Annotated in this window: 13 protein-coding genes and 1 tRNA gene; 7 read left to right on the plus strand and 7 right to left on the minus strand. The window is 74.2% G+C overall.

The window, feature by feature from the left end; all coding sequences use genetic code 11:
* Nucleotides 1-206 precede the first annotated feature (206 nt).
* Together orn and ABZ318_RS12690 are read left to right on the plus strand one after the other, a co-directional pair.
* On the plus strand, nt 207-809 hold the full coding sequence (gene orn, locus ABZ318_RS12685) for an oligoribonuclease (RefSeq protein WP_093875966.1): 603 nt from the start codon (nt 207-209) through the stop codon (nt 807-809).
* Nucleotides 810-936: 127 nt separating this feature from the next.
* Nucleotides 937-1,009 (plus strand) — tRNA-His (locus ABZ318_RS12690).
* 47 nt (nt 1,010-1,056) lie between these two features.
* On the opposite strand, the gene ABZ318_RS12695 is transcribed toward ABZ318_RS12690, so the two are convergent.
* From ABZ318_RS12695 to ABZ318_RS12710, 4 genes are all read right to left on the minus strand, one after another.
* Nucleotides 1,057-3,675, minus strand: coding sequence for a cellulose binding domain-containing protein (locus ABZ318_RS12695; protein WP_356902470.1), 2,619 nt, complete (start codon nt 3,673-3,675; stop codon nt 1,057-1,059).
* Nucleotides 3,676-3,859: 184 nt separating this feature from the next.
* On the minus strand, nt 3,860-5,374 hold the full coding sequence (locus tag ABZ318_RS12700) for a cellulose binding domain-containing protein (RefSeq protein ID WP_356902471.1): 1,515 nt from the start codon (nt 5,372-5,374) through the stop codon (nt 3,860-3,862).
* 164 nt (nt 5,375-5,538) lie between these two features.
* A complete protein-coding gene (locus tag ABZ318_RS12705) occupies nt 5,539-6,912 on the minus strand; it encodes a HAMP domain-containing sensor histidine kinase (RefSeq protein WP_356902472.1) in 1,374 nt (457 codons plus the stop codon).
* Nucleotides 6,909-7,622 (minus strand): response regulator transcription factor, encoded by a 714-nt coding sequence (locus ABZ318_RS12710; RefSeq protein WP_356902473.1) that lies wholly within the window; start codon nt 7,620-7,622, stop codon nt 6,909-6,911. The genes ABZ318_RS12705 and ABZ318_RS12710 overlap by 4 nt, the downstream gene beginning before the upstream one ends.
* 87 nt (nt 7,623-7,709) lie before the next feature.
* Between ABZ318_RS12710 and ABZ318_RS12715 the strand changes: the two genes are divergently transcribed.
* The gene (locus tag ABZ318_RS12715; RefSeq protein WP_356902474.1) at nt 7,710-8,273 is read left to right on the plus strand and encodes a hypothetical protein; all 564 of its coding nucleotides are present in this window, start codon (nt 7,710-7,712) and stop codon (nt 8,271-8,273) included.
* Nucleotides 8,274-8,280: 7 nt separating this feature from the next.
* Here the strand turns inward: ABZ318_RS12715 and ABZ318_RS12720 are convergent, their stop codons facing one another.
* Nucleotides 8,281-9,147, minus strand: a complete 867-nt coding sequence (locus ABZ318_RS12720; RefSeq protein ID WP_356902475.1) for a fused MFS/spermidine synthase — start codon at nt 9,145-9,147, stop codon at nt 8,281-8,283.
* An 84-nt stretch (nt 9,148-9,231) separates the two neighbouring features.
* Nucleotides 9,232-9,729, minus strand: coding sequence for a hypothetical protein (locus ABZ318_RS12725; RefSeq protein ID WP_356902476.1), 498 nt, complete (start codon nt 9,727-9,729; stop codon nt 9,232-9,234).
* A gap of 225 nt (nt 9,730-9,954) precedes the next feature.
* On the opposite strand from ABZ318_RS12725, the gene ABZ318_RS12730 reads away from it, so the two are divergent.
* Nucleotides 9,955-11,244, plus strand: coding sequence for a tetratricopeptide repeat protein (locus ABZ318_RS12730; RefSeq protein WP_356902477.1), 1,290 nt, complete (start codon nt 9,955-9,957; stop codon nt 11,242-11,244).
* A gap of 14 nt (nt 11,245-11,258) precedes the next feature.
* On the opposite strand, the gene ABZ318_RS12735 is transcribed toward ABZ318_RS12730, so the two are convergent.
* The gene (locus tag ABZ318_RS12735; RefSeq protein ID WP_356902478.1) at nt 11,259-11,855 is read right to left on the minus strand and encodes a histidine phosphatase family protein; all 597 of its coding nucleotides are present in this window, start codon (nt 11,853-11,855) and stop codon (nt 11,259-11,261) included.
* Nucleotides 11,856-11,999: 144 nt separating this feature from the next.
* Between ABZ318_RS12735 and ABZ318_RS12740 the strand changes: the two genes are divergently transcribed.
* Genes ABZ318_RS12740 through ABZ318_RS12750 form a run of 3 tightly spaced genes read left to right on the plus strand, consistent with a single transcriptional unit; the run spans nt 12,000 to nt 15,476 of the window.
* Nucleotides 12,000-12,839 carry a phosphatase PAP2 family protein gene (locus ABZ318_RS12740; RefSeq protein ID WP_356902480.1) on the plus strand — a complete coding sequence of 280 codons (840 nt, stop codon included), beginning with the start codon at nt 12,000-12,002 and terminating at the stop codon, nt 12,837-12,839.
* Nucleotides 12,772-13,896, plus strand: coding sequence for a hypothetical protein (locus ABZ318_RS12745; protein WP_356902481.1), 1,125 nt, complete (start codon nt 12,772-12,774; stop codon nt 13,894-13,896). The genes ABZ318_RS12740 and ABZ318_RS12745 overlap by 68 nt, the downstream gene beginning before the upstream one ends.
* Nucleotides 13,887-15,476, plus strand: coding sequence for a hypothetical protein (locus ABZ318_RS12750; RefSeq protein ID WP_356902482.1), 1,590 nt, complete (start codon nt 13,887-13,889; stop codon nt 15,474-15,476). The genes ABZ318_RS12745 and ABZ318_RS12750 overlap by 10 nt, the downstream gene beginning before the upstream one ends.
* Nucleotides 15,477-15,554 lie beyond the last annotated feature (78 nt).

A 15,554-nucleotide genomic window follows, 5' to 3' on the forward strand; every position in this document is an offset into this window, starting at 1 on the left:
GCTGGTGCGCGTCACCGGCGGACACGAGGGGCGCACGCTCCTGGTGACCGTCCTCGCACCTCCCCCGGGGGCCCGTCGGCCCTCCGGGGGAGGTTCCGAAAGCCCACGGGCCCGGCCGGATCGGTGGGACACGCCCTGGGTCCGCCCTTCGGATCGGGCCCCGCGCGCCCGGTCCGATCCGAAAGGCAGGCCCTAAGGTAGGACGCATGAACGATCGCATGGTGTGGATCGACTGCGAGATGACCGGGCTCTCGCTGACGGACGACGCACTCATCGAGGTGGCCGCGCTGGTCACCGACTCGGAACTGAACGTGCTCGGCGACGGCGTGGACATCGTGATCCGCCCGCCGGACGCGGCCCTGGAGACCATGCCCGAGATCGTGCGCCAGATGCACACGGCCTCGGGGCTGCTCGACGCGCTCGCCGGCGGCACCACGCTCGCCGACGCGGAGGCCCAGGTCCTCGCGTACATCCGCGAGCACGTCAAGGAGCCGGGCAAGGCGCCGCTGTGCGGGAACTCGGTCTCCACGGACCGCGGCTTCCTCGCGCGCGACATGCCCGCCCTGGAGAGCCATCTGCACTACCGGATCGTCGATGTCTCCTCGGTCAAGGAGCTGGCCCGCCGCTGGTACCCGAGGGCGTACTTCAACAGTCCGGAGAAGAACGGCAACCACCGGGCGCTCGCCGACATCCGCGAGTCCATCGCGGAGCTGCGCTACTACCGCGAGGCGGTCTTCGTCCCGCAGCCCGGCCCGGACTCGGAGACCGCGAAGAAGATCGCGGCCCGTCACGTCCTGCCCGCGGAGTGACCGTCCGCTCGCGCCCCCGGAAGCCCCGGGAAGCCCCCGCGGGAAACGGTGGCGCGAGCACCCTCCGGAACCCTGTAGACTTCTTCTCGGCCGGTCGGGGAAACCTTCGGGAAAACCGCCGGTCGTGGTGGGTATAGCTCAGCTGGTAGAGCACCTGGTTGTGGTCCAGGATGTCGCGGGTTCGAGTCCCGTTACTCACCCTGATGGTTCAGGCCCCGGTTCGAAAGAACCGGGGCCTGAGTCGTTCTCACGTGCAGGTCGCGCCTCCGAGGGTGAAGGCGGCGGGTGCGGGGTTGCTCCCGGTCCAGGTGCCGGTGAAGCCGAAGGAGGCGGAGGCCCCGGCGGCGACCGTGCCGTTCCAGCCGGTGTTCCGGGCGGTGACGGCGGTGCTGGTCTGAGTGGGGGTGGCGTTCCACATCTGGCCGATGCGCTGGCCCGCCGGGTAGTCCCAGCCGAGCGTCCAGCCGGTCCAGGCGGCGGCGGAGGTGTTGGTGAGGGTGACGTCGGCCTGGAAGCCGCCCTGCCACTGGTTGGTGACCCTGTACGTGACCTTGCAGGCGTTTCCGGGCGGAGGCGTGGTGCCGCCGGTCTCGCCCGTGTCGCCGTAGATGATGCCGCGGCCGTTGGTGGAGACGTACACGCGGCCGTAGACCCGGGGGTCCCCGGTGATCGCTCCGCCGGTCCAGCCCCACTGGTGGGCGTCGTCGTTGATCCGGACCCAGCTCGCGCCCGCGTCGGTGGAGCGGAAGAGCCCGCGGACGCCGCCGATCTTCGCGCTGGTGTAGAGGGCGGGGTACGCGGCTCCGGGGGCGGCCTTGCCGAAGCCGATGGTGTCGGCCTGGTCGACGCCCGCGACCCGGGCGAAGGTGGCGCCGCCGTCGGTGGAGTGCCAGAGGCCGTACGCGGCGTCGGTCGCGCCGCCCGCGAGCCAGACGTCGCCCTTCTTCCCGGGGACGGCCTTGAAGCGGACGGGGCCCTTGGCGGGGAGGCCGCCGGCCCGGGCGGTGAAGGTCGTGCCGCCGTCCGTACTGGTGTAGAAGGTGCCGGCCTTGAAGCCGTAGAAGGTGAGCGGGTCGACGCGGTCGGACTCGACGGTCGCGCCGGCGGGGATGCCGGTGGAGGCGGTCCAGGCGCCTCCGGTGCCGGTGTGGACGCCGGTGCCGTCCGGGCTCCAGACGTAGCGGCCGCCGTCGGCCGAGGCGGCGACGGTGCCGCCGCCGGTGACGCCCGAAGGGTCCTGGCCCGCGTGCCAGTCGGCGCCGTTGTCGGTGGAGAAGGCGATGTGCGGTCCGCCGTCGAGGTTCCCGGCGCGCACGACCCTGTCCGGGGCGGTCTCGGCGAAGTCGACGCTGGTGGTGGAGGTGAAGTTCGGGCCGGTGAACATCATCGGGGGGACCTTGGCGAGGTCCGTGTGGCGGAAGCCGCCGATGTCACCGAGGGCGCTGATCAGCGGGGCGCCGGAGGGCGGGGAGGCCAGGTCGAGGACGGCGGTCTCCTCCAGGCCCCGGACCATGGGCCGGATGGTGAACTTCGTCCCGGTGTCCCAGCCGCCGAGCTCCGTGGTGCCGTAGATCGTGGCGCCCGTGCCGTACAGCATGCGGTTCGAGTCGAAGGGGTCGATCTCCAGTGCCTCGGTCATCCAGCCGAGCTTGGGGCTCTGCTCGGGCGGGGCGGGGCTGGCTCCCCAGGTCAGCCAGGGCGTGGAGGAGACGTCCATCGTGTAGCGGTCGGTGCGGTTCGGGTACGAGGTGTAGTCCCAGGCCCTGGTCCAGGTGGCGCCGCTGTCGGTGGAGCGGAAGATCTGGGTGTCGGGGTACCAGGAGCTGTAGCCGGAGACCATGAGGGTGCCGGGGTGCTGCCGGTCGACGGTGAGGCCGCTGAAGCCGTAGGAGGTGTCGGCCTCGGCGACGGGGCTGATGTCCTTCCACTCGCCGGTGGCGGTCGCGTACCGCCAGACCTGGCCCTTGCCGCCGTCGTACGGACCGGCCTTGTCGCCGTACGCGAGGTAGAGGAAGCCGCCGCGTGCGTCGAGGACGCCCTTGCGGGCGAGGTAGCCGGTGGGCTGGCCCGGCAGCCGGGTCCAGGTGGCGCCGGCGTCGGTGGAGCGGTAGACGGCGTTCTCCTTGTCGGCGACGCCGGCGTAGATCGTGCGGGTCGCGCTGCCCGCCGTACCGGTGGACTCGTCGAAGGTGACCCAGACGACGCCCTGTTCGTCGGAGTTGTAGCCGCTGGTGTCGGTGGGGTCCTGCCGGTAGTTCCCCGGGTTGGTGAAGGAGGTGACCTTCGCCCAGGTGGCGCCGGAGTCGGTGGAGCGCCAGAGGCCGTTGCCGCTGGGGGCGCCGAGGTAGAGGACGCTGTTCTTGTGCGGGTCGATCGCGAGGCGTTCGCCCATGCCGCGGCCCGGCATGTTCCCGCCGAGCTTGAAGGGGAGGTCGGCGCGCCGCCAGGTGGCGCCGCGGTCGGCGGAGCGCAGGACGGCGCCGTTCCCGGGGTCCCAGTCGTTGGTGTACGTGCCGACGGCGGCGTACACCCGGTCGGGGTCGACGGCGTCGGTGGCGAGGCCGACGACTCCGGTGTGGCCCCAGTGGTCCCAGTCGACGGAGTCGAGGAGCGGGGTCCAGGTCTTGGTGGACGGCTCCCACCGGTAGGCGCCGCCGATGTCGGTCCGGGCGTAGAGGAGGTCCTTCTCGCTCCGGTTGAAGACGATGCCGGGGACGAAGCCGCCGCCGTCGACGCGGACGTTCTTCCAGGTGTACGAGGGGGAGGCGGCGGCCGGGGCGGTGGGGGCGGCGCTCGCGGGGGCCGCTCCCGCGAGGAGGCCCGCGACGAGGGCGAGCCCCGCGAGCAGGGGGCGTGTTCTGCGCATGGACATCCCGTCGAAGAATGGGTGGGAGCGCTCCCACTATTGGGGTCCTGCCAGAACACGGTCAAGGTCCGGGAACCGTCGAAGACGTTCGACGGCACGTCGACGGCACGAAGGGTGCGCGCCCCGGTCGGCGGTGGGGTGGTTCCGGCCGGGGCGCGCGGTGTGGGGGGACTCGGGGGTCCGGCTACTTGTAGGCGCCGAAGGCCTTCGTGAAGGCCAGCGGCTGCTGGAGGATCGAGGAGCAGGTGGGGTCGGCGTGGTTCACGGCGCCGGCCGCGCACTGCTTGTCGCGGGCCGAGGACCACATCGAGAGCCGGCCGATCCCCTTGGACCTCGCGAAGGCGACGAGCTGGGTGGCGTCCTCCACCGTGAAGACCTCGGAGGCGACGTCGTTGACGCCGATCATCGGGGTGACCGCGACGGCCTTCCAGGCGGCCGCGTCGGAGAGGCCGAGAACGCCCTTGATCTGGGCCTGGGTCGCGGTCGCGGCCTGGACGGCGTACGTGCCCATGTCGGCGCTGTACGCCGGCCCGTAGTCCATCGCCATGATGTTGACGGCGTCGACGCGGACGCCGTTCCGCCTGGCGTCGGCCAGCAGGTCCACGCCCGGCTGGGTCAGGCCCTCGGGCATGACCGGCAGGGTGAAGGAGACGTCCAGGCCGGGGTGGTCCTTCTGGAGCCGGGCGATCGCCTGCGAGCGGCGGGTGTTGGCGGCGGTGTCCGGGAGGGCCGCGCCCTCGATGTCGAAGTCGAGCTTGGTGAGCTGGTACTGGTCGACGACCTTGCCGTACGCGGCGGCGAGCGCCGAGGAGGTCGGGCAGTTCAGGGCCAGCTCGTGGCCGGCGGCGCCGCCGAAGGAGACGCGGACGTCACCACCCTTGCCGCGCAGGGCGCCGATCTGGGCCGCGACCTTGTCGTTCGCGAGGTCGGTGACGCCGCCCCACAGCGGGGCGCAGGAGCCGCCGGAGGTGATGAAGGCGAGGTTGAACTCCTTCACGCCGGTGGCGCCGACGGTCGCGACCAGGTCGTACGCCGGGTAGAGCGAGGTGTCGACGTACGGGGCGTACTTGGCGCCCGTGGCCGGTGCGCCGGTCGTGGTGGGGGTGGGCGTGGGCTGCGCGGTCGCCGTGACGGTCGGCTTCGGGCTCGCGGTGGCGGTGGCGGTCGGCGTGGGCTTCGCCGTCGCGGTGGCCGTCGGCTTCGGGGACGCCGTCGCGGTGGGCCGCTCGGTGGGGCGGCCGCTCGGGGTGGGGGTGGCGCCTCCGGCGGAGCAGGCGGCCTTGTTGATGAGGCAGCCGGTGGGGTCGCCGGCCTCGCCGGACGCCGAGGTCACGAAGCCGACGGTGACGGACTGGCCGGGCGCCAGCTGCCTGTTCCAGCTCGCGGGCTTCACGGTGACATGGTTGCCGGAGACGGTGTGTTCGCCGTTCCACAGGGAGCCGATGGTGGTGCCGGCCGGAAGGTCGAACTCCAGCGTCCAGCCCCCCGACTGGACGCTGGAGGTCTCATTGGTGACGACGTACTGGCCGGTGTAGCCACCGGTCCAGGAGCTCGTCCGGGTGTAGGCGGCGCCGACGGCGGCGGCCTGGGCGGTGCCGGTGAGCGCGAGGGCCGCGCCGCCGACGACGGCGGCCGCGACGACCGCTCCGACGACCTTGGTCCGGGTGCTCGTCCTGCGCCGGTGCGAACTGCTGCCCATCGCGTGCCTGCCTCTGCGTGCCGGGGGTGGAGGTGGGGTGCGGCAGCACGCTAGCGCCGGGAAAACGGACAATTGCCGTCCTCGGCGCCGTCGTTCGGATTCTTAGGGTCCGCTTAAGGAAGGCATCGGAACCACGAAAGGTTGGGCGCGGAAGCCCGGGTGCCTCACGCCTTGCGGCGGCGGCCGCGACGGCCTCCACCCCCGCCCGTACCGGCTCCGCGTCCGCCGAGACCGATCCAGATCCGCACCTCGGTACCGCCGAGGACCGAGTGGCCGATGCGGACGTCGCCGCCGGTCGACTCGGCCATGCGGCGCACGATGTCGAGGCCGAGGCCGGTGGAGCCGTCGCGTCCGCTACCCGCGCCCCGCGCGAGCGCGGCGGCGGGGTCGGCGATGCCGGGGCCCGCGTCGGAGACGAGGACGATGACGGCGTCGTCCCCGTTGTGGACGTCGAGGGAGAAGGCCGTGCCCTCGGGGGTGTGGCGGAAGACGTTGCCGAGCAGGGCGTCGAGGGCGGCGACGAGTTCGGGCCGGGCAACGGGGATGCGGACCGGGCGCTCGATGCCCGCGACCCGCACCCGGCGGCCCTCGTCCTCGGCGAGCGCCGACCAGAACTCCATCCGCTCGCGGACCACTTCGGCGGCGTCGCAGCCGGCGCCGGGACCGGCCGCCTGGGTCTGCGGCTTCGCCTCGCGGGCCGTGCGGATGATGATGTCGACCTCGCGCTCCAGCTGTTCGACGGCCGCGCGGGTCTGCTCGGCGGCGGGCGAGGAGCCGAGCGAGGCCGCGTTGAGGCGGAGCACGGTGAGCGGGGTGCGGAGCCGGTGGGAGAGGTCGGCGGCCAGCTCCCGCTCGTTGGCGAGGAGCTGCACGACCTGGTCGGCCATCGAGTTGAAGGCGACGGCGGCCGACTTGAGTTCGGGCGGCCCCTCCTCGGGGACGCGTGCGCCGAGCCTGCCCTCGCCGAGGTCGTGGGCGGCGCCGGCGAGCCGCTGGGCGGGCCGGACCATGCGGACGCCGAGGCGGTCGGCGACGGCGACGGAGCCGACGACGAGGGCGACGCCGACGCCGGCGAGGACGAGCCAGGCGGTGGCGACGCCGTTGCTGACCTCGCCCTCGGGGACGAAGAGTTCGACGACGGCGACCTGGCCGCTGCTGAGCGCGGTGGGCTGGAGCAGGGCGAAGCCGCCGGGGACCTCGGCGATGGAGGCGCGGCCGAGACGGCGGGTGGCGGCGAGCTCCCGGGGGCCGGCGCGGCGGGTGCCGATCTCCAGGGCGGTGCCGCCGGGTCCGGGGGCGGGCACGTGGATCGCGAGCCGGCCGGCTGCCCCGTCCTCGGTGGTGGCGACGGCCTTGTCGAGTTCGTCGCGGTCGGTGGTGATCGCGAGGACCGGGGCGAGGCCGGCGGCCCGCCGTTCGGCGTTGGAGAAGGCCCGGTCGCGGGCCATCTCCTTGACGACGAGTCCGAGAGGGATGGCGAAGGCGAAGACGACCATGACGGTGACGGCCAGGGACACCTTGACGAGCGCCCATCTCAAGGCTGCGGCTCCGGTTCCCGCTCCCGGGGCGGTTCCAGCTTCACGCCGACCCCGCGCAGGGTGTGCAGATAGCGGGGCCGGGCGGCCGTTTCGCCCAACTTCCGGCGCAGCCACGACAGGTGTACGTCGATGGTCTGGTCGTCCCCGTACGACTGCTGCCAGACCTCGGCGAGCAGCTCCTTGCGCGGGACGACGACGCCGGGCCGCCCGGCGAGGAAGGCGAGCAGGTCGAACTCGCGCCGGGTCAGGTCCAGCGGCGTCCCGTCGAGCTCCGCCTGGCGGCGCAGCGGGTCGACGGTGAGCCCGCCGACGCGGAGGGTCCGGGAGGGCGGCGGCTCGTCGGCGGCGGCCCGGGAGCGGCGCAGGACGGCGGCCATCCGCGCGGAGAGGTGGTCGACGGAGAAGGGCTTCACGAGGTAGTCGTCGGCCCCGGCGTGGAGGAGCCGTACGATCTCGGCCTCTTCGTCCCGGGCGGTCGCGATGATCACCGGGACGTCGGTGATCCCGCGCAGCATCTTGAGCGCCTCGGACCCGTCGAGATCGGGCAGACCGAGGTCCAGGATCACGACGTCGAAGCGGAAATGGGCGACCTCGCGCAGCGCCTCCAGAGCCGTGCCGACGCTCCGTACGGTGTGGGAGGCCTCGGTCAGCTGCCGGATGAGGGCGGAGCGCACGAACTGGTCGTCCTCGACCACGAGCACACTTGCCATGGGCGGCACCGTACGCCATTCGGGTGAGGCCGTGAGCAATGTCCACCCTCCGGTACGGGCCTTTGTCCGGTGGTGCACTATGTCCCGGTGCGAAGAGGACCCGTTCACGCCCTGGCCTGGTCGCTCGCCACCGGCGCGGCGGTCACCCTGTCCTGGTGGGGGGTGCACACGGTGCTGTCCGGCACGGTGTACGACCCGCCCCGCGCACTGCCCCTCCCGGCCGGCCCCGCCATCGGAACGGCTGCCTCCGGGGACGACCCGGGGGCCTCCCCCACCCGGCGGCCCGAGAGCGCCCCGCCCTCCGCGTCCGCCGCCCCGACGTCCACGCCGAGCGAGGCCCGCACGTCCCCGGCCACCCCGTCCGCGACCCCGCCGAGGACGACGCGGCCGACGACACCGGCGCCCGCCACCACCCCGCCGGACTCGAACGTGAAGACCTACACCGTGGACGGCGGCCGGGTCACCTTCGACCTCGGGGAGACCTCGGCGGAACTGGTCTCGGCGACGCCCGCGTCCGGCTGGCAGATGCAGGTGTGGAAGCAGCCGACCTGGATCCGGGTCACGTTCACCGAGGGCGGTCGCGAGCTGTCGGTGTTCTGCGTGTGGCACGACACCGCGCCCCGCGTGGAGGTCGACGACCGCCGGACATGAGCGGTGGTCAGCGGAAGGCGGACGCCGGGGGTACGGGCGAGGGCTTGGCGCTCGCGTCGGTGACGGGCGCCGCTCCCCCGGCGAAGTCGGCGAGGGCCCGGCCGTGCTCCACGCGCCCCGGGTGCGGGTCGGTGGCGACCCGGCGGGTCAGTTCGGCCACCGGCAGCTCGCGGTCCGAGGCGAGCAGCACCGCGTTGCCGAAGCGGCGGCCGCGCAGGACCGTCGGGTCGGCGGTGAGTGCCAGTTCGGGGAAGACGGCGGCGGCGGTGGCGATCTGGCCGCGCAGATGGGTCAGGGGCGGGCCGTCGGCGAGGTTCGCCGCGTAGAAGCCGCCGGGCCTCAGCACCCGTCGCACCTCGGTGAGGAACTCGGTGCTGGTCAGGTGGGCCGGGGTGCGGGCCCCGCTGAACACGTCGGCGATGACGAGGTCGGCCCAGCCGTCCTGGACCTTGGCGAGGCCGGCGCGGGCGTCGGTGGAGCGGACCCGGATGCGGGCGCCGGCGTCGAGGGGCAGTTCCCGGCGGACGAGCTGGACCAGGGGCGCGTCGAGCTCCACGATCTGCTGGGTGGAGCGGGGCCGGGTCGCGGCGACGTACCGGGCGAGGGTGAAGGCGCCGCCGCCGAGGTGGACGGCCTGGAGCGGCCGGTTCGGCGGGGCGGCGAGGTCGGCGATGTGGCCGAGGCGCCGCTGGTACTCGAAGGTGAGGCGGGCCGGGTCGTCGAGGTCGACGTGCGACTGCGGGGCGCCGTCGATGAGCAGCGTCCAGCCGCGCGGGCGTTCCCGGTCGGGTATGAGTTCGGCGAGGCCGCCGTCGACGGTCTCGACGACGGGGACGGCCGCCGCCGCCCGGTCCCGCTGTTTGTTCCTGGCCACGGGCCCATTATCGGGGCACGGCCGGCGAGGCGCGGTGCCAGGCGTCGCGAGCCCGGCCTGACCGACAAGACGCCCCCTGGGAGCTCAGTGGCAGCCGTCGGCCGCCTCGATGAGTCGGGCCGCCTCGCCGAGCGCCTCGCGCAGGACGGCGGGGTCGGTGACGCGGTCGGTGTCGCCCGGGGGCAGCAGCCAGCCGGCGGGGCGGGGCGCGTCGCCCGCCGGTTCGGGGAGCTCCGGCAGCTCGGGGAGGCGCAGGCCCCGCCCCGAGGTGCGCGTACAGGCGCTGCCGGGCATGTCCCAGGCGGCGGCGGTGCCGGGCGGCACCAGGAAGCCGAGGGTGTCGCAGGTGCCGTCGTGGACGACCGGTCCGACGGCGGGGGCGGCGGCGCGGCGCAGGATGTCCACGGCCTCCAGGCCCTGGCGGACCGGGACGGTCACCAGGTCCCAGGCTCCGGCGGCGGGCCGGGACCCGTCGGCCTCCGGGGCGGGAGCGTTCCGTGTGACGTCCGGGGCGGGTGTGTGGCGTGCGGCCTCCGGGGCGGGTGCGTGCCGCGTGGCCGAGTGCGAACCGATCTCCGACATCGGGATCCCTCCTCGCTACGAGAGGAGACGCGTTCCGTCTCTCCCATACGGTTCAACGCCCGTACGCGTCAACGGCTACGGCGCCATGCCGCCGCAAAGGATGGCAGTTCATGGCAGATCACAGGCGAGATATCCGATTTGTAGCCAAACTCAGCGTACGCATCCGGTCACAGCAGGTACGTTCTTGCCGCCGGAAACCCGGCAGCACCAGGAGAGGGCTCGGCCATGGCGATGTCACGGGCAGTTCCCAATCTCGCCTTCCGTCGGCTCCGCGGACAGCACTCGCCGGCGGAGTTCGCCGCGGCGGTCCGCCGGGCGGCGCGGGAGATCGGCGAACAGGTCGCGTGCGACGCACGCTACATCGGGCGCGTGGAGGCGGGCGAGATCCGCTGCCCCAACTACGCGTACGAGCGGGTCTTCCTGCACATGTTCCCCGGTCTGAGCCTCTCCGACCTGGGGTTCTCCGCGCGGGAGACGGTGCGCGGCCGGCGGCAGGCCGTCCCGGCCGGGGCAGCGCCTCCCGCCGCCATCACCACCCGGAACGATGAGGAGAGCGACGTGCTGCGTCGCGCATTCATGACGAGCGGCTCCGCCACCCTGGCGGCCGCCTCGCTGGGACTCGGCGGCCCCGCCGTCGCGATCCCCTCCCCCCGCGGCACCCACCGGATCGGCGAGACCGAGGTGCGGGCCGTCGAGGACGCCGTGCGGCGGATCCGGCTGCTCGACGACCGGCACGGCGCCGACGGGCTCTACAAGGTGGCCGCCCAGCCGCTCCGTACCGCGTACGCGCTCCTCGACGCCGGCACCATGACCCGCCGCTCCACCGAGGACCGGCTGCACGCGGGCGCGGGCGAGCTCTCCCTCTCCGTCGGCTGGCTGGCCCACGACTCGGGGCGGCACGAGGACGCGCGCTCGCACTACGCGGAGGCGCTGGCCACCGCGCGCGTGGCGGGGAACGCGGCCCTGGAGGCGCACGCCTTCTGCAACACCTCGTTCCTGGCCCGGGACACCGGCCGCCACCGCGAGGCGGTACGGGCGGCCCAGGCGGGCCTGCGGGCCGCGCAGCCGCTGGACTCGGCCCGGCTGCTCTCGCTGCTGTCGCTGCGGGAGGCGGGCGGGTGGGCGGGGCTCGGCGACCGCTCCGCCTGCGAGCAGGCCCTCGGCCGCGCGCACCAGCACTTCGAGCGGGGCCCGGCCGAGGGCGACCCCGAGTGGATGTCCTTCTTCGGCGAGCCGGAGCGGGAGGCGCTGGAGGCCGGGTGCTGGTCGGCGCTCGGCGAGTGGGGCCGGGCGGCGCGCCACGCCCACCGGGCGGTGGTCCTGCAGAACCCGCACTTCGCCCGGAACCTCGCGCTCTACCGGGCCCACCTCGCCAAGGACCTGGCGCACGCCGGCCGCCGGGACGAGGCGGCGGCGGAGGCGCGGCGCGTCGTGGACTCCCTCGACGGCATCGCCTCGGCCCGGATCCGCGACCTGCTCTCGGAGACCAGCCGGGTCCTGGCCGGCACGTACTGAGACCTCCCGGGCCGTTACTGCTCCAGGTGCCCCGTGTCGTTCCAGCGCTCGATCGCCGGGGCGTCGTACGCCCAGCCGAGGATCGAGAGGCTCGTCGGGTCCAGGCGGATGCGGGAGGCGAAGGAGACGTCCTCGCCGAGCCAGCGCGCGCCGATCGAGCGCAGGATGTGGCCGTGGGCGAAGACCAGGACGTCCCGGTCGGCGGAGCGGGCCCACTCCACGATCTCGTCGGCGCGGTCCGACAGCTGGGCGAGCGTCTCCCCCTCGGGGACGCCGTCGCGCCAGATGAACCAGTCCGGCTGGATCTTCTTGATCTCGGGCGGGGTGAGCCCCTCGTACGCGCCGTAGTCCCACTCCATCAGCGCGTCCCAGGGCTGGGCCCTGTCCCCGAAGCCGGCGAGCTCGCAGGTCTCGCTCGCCCGGACGAGCGGGCTGGTGCGCACCTCCACGTCGGGCAGCCCCTGCCAGGGGCCCCGGTGCAGGCGCTCGCCGAGCAGTTTCGCCCCGCGCCGTCCCTCGTCGAGCAGCGGTATGTCGGTCCTGCCGGTGTGCCGGCCGAGAAGGGACCACTCGGTCTGGCCGTGCCGGGCGAGCAGGATGCGCGGTGCCATGGGAAGGACGCTCCAGGGGTTTCACGGTGCGGACGTGCCTCCTCCCATCATCGCCGACGTGAATGCGCGGTGGCGTCCGGGCAACCCCCGGGGGCCGCCCCGCGTCCCCTCCCCCGGGCCGATCACCGACTGGGGGACTCGTTCATGCGCAAGCCACGCTGGTGGGCGGAGCTGTCCCTGATCGCCGTCGTGTACGCGGCCTACTCGGGCGGGCGGCTCCTGGTGAGGGGCGACGAGGCCTCGGCCGTGACGCACGGGCTCGCGCTCCTGCGGTTCGAGGAGGGCCTCGGGATCGACGCCGAGCACCCGCTGAACCGGCTGTTCACGGACGTCCCCGCGCTCGGGGTCCCGGCGGACTTCGCGTACGCCTCGCTGCACTACCTGGTGACCCCGGCGGTCCTGGTGTGGCTCTTCCGCCGCCGCCCCGCGCACTACCGGGCCGCCCGCACCTGGCTGATGCTCTCCACCCTGCTCGGCCTCGTCGGCTTCACGCTGCTGCCGACCTGCCCGCCCCGGCTCCTCGACGCGGCCCACGGCTTCACGGACACGATGGCGCACTTCAGCGCGTACGGCTGGTGGGGCGGCGAGGCCAGCGCGCCACGCGGGCTCGGCGGTCTGACGAACCAGTACGCGGCGATGCCCAGCCTGCACGTCGGCTGGGCGCTGTGGTGCGGGGCGATGCTGTGGCGGTACGGGCGGACGCCGCTCACCAAGGCCCTCGGGATGGCGTATCCGCTGGTCACGGCGCTGGTCGTGATGGGCACCGCCAACCACTACCTGCTCGACGCGGTCGCCGGGGCGGCCGTGATGGGCGCGGGTCTGCTGCTCGCCCCGTACGCGCTGCGGCTCGCCGACAGGGTCCGTACGACACCGGAAGCGCTCCCGGTTGTCAGTGGCGGATGGGAGACTTCCGCGGGTGAGCGCATCCCTGGACAGCGGTCCGTCCCGAGCACCGCAGACGACAAGCAGAAAACTGCTCGCTGAGCTGCGCGGACCGGCCGTCGTGCCGCGTCCGCTGGACGCCCGAGCCCTCGCGGCGCTCGCGGCCAACCCGGGCTGCAAGCGGCGGGCCGTCCTCGACGGCGCCGGCGTCGACAAGTCGGCGCTGGCCGCGAAGCTCGGCTCGCCCGCGCCGTTCGGGCAGTCGCAGTTCGCGATCGTGCGGGGCAACTCCTTCGAGGCGAAGGTCAAGGCGGACGGCGGGCGCGAACTGCTGCGCCTGATCGGCGTGGAGGAGCCGGGCGAGGTGTCCGTGCCCGACCTGGCGGCGGCCGGACCCGAGGGGCGGGTGGCGCGCACGGCGCTCGCGCTGCGGGAGGCGACGGGCGCCGGGGCGTGGGCGCTGCTCGACCATCCGCTGCTCGCCCTGGAGGTCGCCGGTTCCCCCGTCTACCTGGAGCCGGACGCGGTGGTGGTGCACCCCGACGGCGGGTGGACGGTGGTGGAGATCAAGTCGTTCCCGATGATCGACGGTTCGGCCGACGCGGCGAAGGTGGGCGCGGCGGCCCGCCAGGCCGCCGTGTACGTGCTGGCCCTGGAGCGGGTGGCGGCCCGTACGGAGGGCGCGCGGGTCGCGCAGTCGGTGCTCCTCGTCTGCCCGAAGGACTTCTCGAACGTGCCGGCGGCCTCGGTGGTCGACGTGCGCAAGCAGCGGTCGGTGACCCGGCGTCAGCTGGCCCGGCTGACGCGGATCGACGAGATCGCGCGGGCCCTGCCGGAGGGCATCAGCTTCGACGTGGTGGAGCGGACGGCGGAGGAGCTGACGGCGGCCGTGGAGTGCGTGCCCCATCAGTACGCGCCGGAGTGCCTGGCCGCCTGCGAGTTGGCCTTCCACTGCCGGGCGCGCTCCCGGGAGGCGGGCGCGGTGGAGACCCTGGGCCGTTCCGTACGGGGGGAGTTGGGCGGTCTGACGACGGTCGGCGCGGTCCTGGCGGCGGCGCGCGGCGAGGAGGGCGACCCGGAGGACCCGGCGGTGGCGGCGCTGCGCCGGGCGCGGGCGCTGCGCGACGAGGCCCTGGCGGGGGTGGCGGCATGTCGCTGATCTCCACGCTCGCCCGGATGGAGGCCGTCGAGTCGGGCCGGGCGCAGCCGCTCGCCACGGTCCGGCACCGGCGGCTGTCCGCGCGGCCGCTGGTCCTCGTGCCGCTGACGACGGCCGGTGAGGCGGGCGCCCCGCTGGGCGCGCTGGTCGGCACCGATCCCGAGGAGCCGCGGCTCCTGGTGGTGCCGCAACCCCGCGACCGTGACCTGCGGTTCGCGTTCCTCGCGGACCTGGCCGAGGAGATCCTGCCGTACGTCGACTCGTTCACGGACGTCGTCGAGGCGGCGGAGAGGAACGAGGTCGACCCGGAGACCGGCAAGAAGGTGAAGGTCGAGGTCGAGCTGTGCGCCGACGCGCCGCAGCTGATCGTGCCGAGCCGGGCGGGCATCGAGTACGTGCGGCTGCTCGGGCGGTCGACGCGGTTCCGGCGGACGGCCGAGCAGGACCCGGAGACGCCGTTCCCCGCGCCGCCGCGGGTGCCGCTGCTCGGGCGGTGGCTGACGCACTTCGGCGAGCGGGCCCGCGTGCCCGGCTCCTCGTTGCTCCTCGCGGCGACGGACCTGCTCAACCGGCACTGGGCGACCGGCCAGTCGTCCCTGGAGGACCAGCACCTGGGCGCGCTGCTCGCCTGGATCGACCCGCGGGACGGGGAGTCGGGCCCGGAGGGGGCGCTGCGGGCCGAGGTCGGCCGGGACGCCCAGGGGCAGCTGCTGTGCCCGCCGGCCGGACCCGCGACCGACCCGGCCTTCGACAACAAGCTCCTGGCGCCCGCGATCGAGCGGTACGACCGGGCCCGGCAGGCGCTCGGCGCGGCCGAGGACGGCGAGAGCGCCGACACGGGCCTCGCCGAGCTGCACCGGGCCGAGCGGGAGCTGCGCCGGCTGATCGCCTCGCAGCTGAAGCCGACCTGGGACGCGGTCTGGCGGGCGGTCGAGCTGCTGCGGGAGCTGCCGGAGGGCGCCCGGGTCGAGGACCGCTGGACCCGCGACCGCTGGTCCTTCACCGGCCACCGGGACCGGGTCGCGGCCGGCGAGCCGCCGCAGCCGCGCCGGGACGACGCCGTGACGGCGGCCTCGAAGCTCGCCGCCCGCGAGCAGGCGCAGGGCCAGTTGGAGGCGCAGGAGGCCCTGGACGATCCGCTGGTCCTGGCGGGGCGGCGGCTCGCGGGCGAGGCCTTCTCGGCCGAGGTGGTCGAGGTGACGATGGCGTGGACGGAGTCGAAGCGGCCCGCGCCGCGCCCGCTCGTCACGGTCCGCACGGACGACCGGCCGCACCTGGGCGAGAAGGTGAAGGTCTACCGCTCGCTGGACGGCAAGCCGCAGGCGGCGGAGTTCGTGCGGTACGAGGAGGACGGCTCGCTGATCCTGCGGATCCTGGACCGGATGGGCCGGTCCAGGGAGCCCGCGGAGGGTTCGGTGCCGGAGAAGGGCGAGCGGATCGCCTGGACGCTGTTCGAGCACGACCAGCGGGTCGGACCGAAGCTGCCGGACCCGGAGGAGACACCCTGGACACACGGCGGTCCGCCCCGGACGGACGCCGTGGAACTGCCCGACGCCGTGACGCCGGAGGACGTGCTGTGACCGTGTTCGACGCCGTGACGCCGGAGGACGTCCTGTGACCGTGTTCGACGCCGTGACCCCTGAGGACCTGCCGTGATC

Origin of the sequence: Streptomyces sp. NPDC006197, assembly GCF_040613865.1 — a bacterium.
GTDB lineage: Bacteria > Actinomycetota > Actinomycetes > Streptomycetales > Streptomycetaceae > Streptomyces.

What these genes read in the sequence shown, in the direction of transcription:
- ABZ318_RS12695 (WP_356902470.1), bottom strand. Translation starts at nt 3,675, where the DNA reads ATGCGCAGAACACGCCCCCTGCTCGCGGGGCTCGCCCTCGTCGCGGGC.
- ABZ318_RS12710 (WP_356902473.1), bottom strand. Translation starts at nt 7,622, where the DNA reads ATGGCAAGTGTGCTCGTGGTCGAGGACGACCAGTTCGTGCGCTCCGCC.
- ABZ318_RS12735 (WP_356902478.1), bottom strand. Translation starts at nt 11,855, where the DNA reads ATGGCACCGCGCATCCTGCTCGCCCGGCACGGCCAGACCGAGTGGTCC.
- orn (WP_093875966.1), top strand. Translation starts at nt 207, where the DNA reads ATGAACGATCGCATGGTGTGGATCGACTGCGAGATGACCGGGCTCTCG.
- ABZ318_RS12740 (WP_356902480.1), top strand. Translation starts at nt 12,000, where the DNA reads ATGCGCAAGCCACGCTGGTGGGCGGAGCTGTCCCTGATCGCCGTCGTG.
- ABZ318_RS12725 (WP_356902476.1), bottom strand. Translation starts at nt 9,729, where the DNA reads ATGTCGGAGATCGGTTCGCACTCGGCCACGCGGCACGCACCCGCCCCG.
- ABZ318_RS12700 (WP_356902471.1), bottom strand. Translation starts at nt 5,374, where the DNA reads ATGGGCAGCAGTTCGCACCGGCGCAGGACGAGCACCCGGACCAAGGTC.
- ABZ318_RS12750 (WP_356902482.1), top strand. Translation starts at nt 13,887, where the DNA reads ATGTCGCTGATCTCCACGCTCGCCCGGATGGAGGCCGTCGAGTCGGGC.
- ABZ318_RS12730 (WP_356902477.1), top strand. Translation starts at nt 9,955, where the DNA reads ATGGCGATGTCACGGGCAGTTCCCAATCTCGCCTTCCGTCGGCTCCGC.